Raw genomic sequence first — 3,408 nt, 5'->3', positions numbered from 1 at the left:
CCGCCGTGCCGCGCCCCGACCCCGCCGTGCCGCGAGCCGACCCCGCCGCGTCGCGAGCCGACCCCGCCGTGCCGCGAGCCGACCGCGCCGCGCTGCGGGCTGGCCGGATAGCGGCGGAGGGGCCGCGTTGATCCACTAGGGTCACGCGCGTGACCCCGAGCCGCCACCCCAGCCCCCCGACGTCAGCCTGGTCCGGCGTGCTGGTCACAGGCTCGCTCCTCGTGCTCGGCGTCCTCTGCATCGTGATGCGGATCCCGGTCGCCGACGGTCTCGTCGACGGCTTCAGCGGCGCCGAGTGGCGTCCCCCCACCGGGTACCCGCCGTTCGCGGCGATCCTGTTCACCCCCGCCGCCTGGCTGCCCGCCGCCGTCCTGAAGGCCGTGTTCGTCCTCGGCAACGCAGGCCTGCTCGCCCTGCTGATCCTGATGTCGTGCCGCCTCGCGGGACTGCGGGCCCGGCCCGGGCCCGTCCTGGCCACCACGATCGCCGGGCTGTGGGTGGAGCCGCTGTTCCAGAGCCTGCTCGCCGGACAGATCAACCTGGCGCTGGCCTGCCTGGTCCTGTGGGACCTGAGCCGGCCCCGCGCCGCCCTCGGCAAGGGCTTCGCCCTGGGCACCGCCGCCGGGATCACCCTGACCCCGGCGCTGTTCATCCCGTACCTGCTGCTGACCCGCCGGATCCGGGCCGGGCTGACGGCCCTCGGCGCCTTCGCCGGGACCGTCCTGCTCGGGCTGCTGGTGCTCCCGCAGGCCTCCGCCGAGTTCTGGGCCCGGCACCTGCCCGCCTCCGGCCGGGTCCCGCTGCCGGACTGGCCGCACCTGTGGGTGTGGTGCGTCCCGCTGCTCGCCCTCCTGGCCCGGGTGGCGACGGCCCGCCGCCACCCGGCCCCGAAGCCCGACCTCGTCATGGTCCCCGTCCACAGGTCACCCCTCGGACAGCAGGACGTCCGCGTCGTCGAGGATCCCGGGACGCGGGCGGCACCGGCCCCGGTCCCGGGGCCGGTCAGTCGCTCGTCAGGATGTCGTCGGCGTCCATGATCCGGTAGGCGTAGCCCTGTTCGGCCAGGAAGCGCTGGCGGTGGGCCGCGAAGTCCTGGTCGATCGTGTCGCGCGCGACGACCGAGTAGAACCGCGCCTCGTGGCCGTCCGCCTTCGGCCGCAGGACGCGGCCCAGGCGCTGGGCCTCCTCCTGGCGGGAGCCGAACGTGCCGGACACCTGGATCGCGACCGTGGCCTCGGGCAGGTCGATGGAGAAGTTCGCGACCTTCGACACCACCAGCACGCTGATCTCGCCCTCGCGGAAGGCGTCGAACAGCTTCTCCCGCTGTGCGTTGGACGTCTCGCCCTTGATGACGGGCGCGTCCAGGTGCTCGCCGAGTTCGTCGAGCTGGTCGATGTACTGCCCGATGACCAGCGTCTGTTCGCCCTGGTGCTTGCGCACCAGCGCCTCGGTGACCTTCCGCTTCGTCGCCGTCGTCGCGCAGAAGCGGTACTTCTCCTCCGTCTCGGCGGTCGCGTACGCCAGACGCTCGCTCTCGGTCAGGTTCACACGGACCTCGACGCAGTCCGCCGGGGCGATGTAGCCCTGCGCCTCGATCTCCTTCCACGGCGCGTCGAACCGCTTCGGGCCGATCAGCGAGAACACGTCCGACTCGCGGCCGTCCTCGCGGACCAGCGTCGCGGTCAGGCCGAGCCGCCGCCGGGCCTGGAGGTCGGCGGTGAACTTGAAGACCGGCGCCGGCAGCAGGTGCACCTCGTCGTAGAGGATCAGGCCCCAGTCCCGGGAGTCGAACAGCTCCAGGTGCGGGTAGACGCCCTTCCGCTTCGTCGTCAGGACCTGGTAGGTGGCGATGGTGACCGGCCGGATCTCCTTGCGGGTGCCGGAGTACTCGCCGATCTCCTCCTCCGTCAGCGAGGTCCGCTTGACCAGCTCGTGCTTCCACTGCCGGGCCGAGACCGTGTTCGTGACCAGGATCAGCGTGGTCGCCTTGGCCTTCGCCATGGCACCGGCGCCGACCAGCGTCTTCCCGGCGCCGCAGGGCAGGACGACCACGCCCGAGCCGCCGTGCCAGAAGCCCTCGACGGCCTGCTGCTGGTACGGCCGCAGCGCCCAGCCGTTCTCCTCCAGGTCGATCGGGTGCGCCTCGCCGTCGACGTACCCGGCGAGGTCCTCGGCGGGCCAGCCGAGCCTCAGCAGGGTCTGCTTGATCTGCCCGCGCTCGGAAGGGTGCACGGCCACCGTGTCGGGGTCGAGCCGGGCCCCGACCAGCGGGGTGATCCGCTTGGAGCGCAGGATCTCCTCCAGCACGGGCCGGTCGGTGCTGGTCAGGACCAGCCCGTGCACCGGGTGCTTGGAGAGGGTGAGGCGGCCGTAGCGCGCCATGGTCTCGGCGACGTCGACGAGCAGCGCGTGCGGGACGGGGTAGCGGGAGAACTCGACGAGCGCGTCGACGACCTGCTCGGCGTCGTGCCCCGCGGCCCGGGCGTTCCACAGGCCGAGCGGGGTGATCCGGTACGTGTGGATGTGCTCGGGGGCCCGTTCGAGCTCGGCGAAGGGGGCGATGGCGCGGCGCGCGGCACCGGCGAGCTCGTGGTCGACTTCGAGGAGGAGTGTCTTGTCGCTCTGGACGATGAGAGGCCCGTTCACAAACGTCCCTTTCCTGCGTGGGGTGGCTGCCCGGACGCGGACGGCCAAACCTCCAGTCTGCCGCATCGCCCCCCGGGCGGGGGGATTCTGACCGGGAGCACCTGCGGGCCACCCCCCCCCTGGGGGCTCCGTCACGCGCCCAGGTGCGGGAGCGGGCCTGCCGGGTACGGGGTTTCCACGGGGAGCAGGGACCGCGCGGCGGTCTGTTCGCCCGAGCGGAGCAGGCCGTGGATCTCCCGGGCCAGTGGGGTCACGTCGCGGATGGAGACCGTCCACTCGTCGGCGTACGCCCGCGAGGCCGGCCCGGACAGGCCCAGCTGGAGGGAGCGGTGGGCCAGCGGGTTCAGGTGCAGGTCGCGCTCCGGGTCCCACTGGACCCGGGCGGGGGCCTCGCGAAGCGCGCGCTGCCAGGCCTCGTGGTCGGCGTGGGTGCCGCGTTCGTAGTGGGACAGGCAGGCGTGGCGCAGTGCGTGGTCGAAGCCCTCGCGGGTGATCTCGACGGCCAGCACCGTCTCCTGGTCGGCCTTCGTGGCCCAGCCGCAGCGGTACATCATCCACAGGAACGACGGCTTGACCCACGTCATGCGCTCCCGTTTCCAGGCGGGCGGGAAGCGGCCGTCGCGGGCCGCGGGCACCCCCAGCCGGGGTGCGTACGCCTGGTAGACGGTGACCGTGGTCCCGGTGTGGGCGGCGCGGATCTGCCGGTCCGGTACCGGCACCGCCGCCGGGGCCGGGGCCGGGGGCGCGGATCTGCCGGCCCGG

Annotated in this window: 3 protein-coding genes; 1 reads left to right on the top strand and 2 read right to left on the bottom strand. The window is 73.4% G+C overall.

Annotation, left to right across the window (positions count from 1 at the left end; genetic code table 11):
- Positions 1-197 precede the first annotated feature (197 nt).
- The gene (locus ACFXA3_RS39005; RefSeq protein WP_385195548.1) at positions 198-1,037 is read left to right on the top strand and encodes a glycosyltransferase family 87 protein; all 840 of its coding nucleotides are present in this window, start codon (positions 198-200) and stop codon (positions 1,035-1,037) included.
- Here the strand turns inward: ACFXA3_RS39005 and ACFXA3_RS39000 are convergent.
- The gene (locus ACFXA3_RS39000) at positions 1,003-2,646 is read right to left on the bottom strand and encodes a DNA repair helicase XPB (protein WP_385195545.1); all 1,644 of its coding nucleotides are present in this window, start codon (positions 2,644-2,646) and stop codon (positions 1,003-1,005) included. The two genes, ACFXA3_RS39005 and ACFXA3_RS39000, sit on opposite strands and share 35 nt — an antisense overlap.
- Positions 2,647-2,777: 131 nt before the next feature.
- Positions 2,778-3,365 (bottom strand): DUF4291 domain-containing protein, encoded by a 588-nt coding sequence (locus tag ACFXA3_RS38995; RefSeq protein ID WP_385195551.1) that lies wholly within the window; start codon positions 3,363-3,365, stop codon positions 2,778-2,780.
- Between the last annotated feature and the right edge of the window lie 43 nt (positions 3,366-3,408).

It is taken from the genome of Streptomyces sp. NPDC059456 (assembly GCF_042750055.1).
In the GTDB taxonomy this organism is placed as follows: Bacteria; Actinomycetota; Actinomycetes; order Streptomycetales; family Streptomycetaceae; genus Streptomyces.
This window is presented reverse-complemented; position numbering and strand designations above follow the sequence as displayed.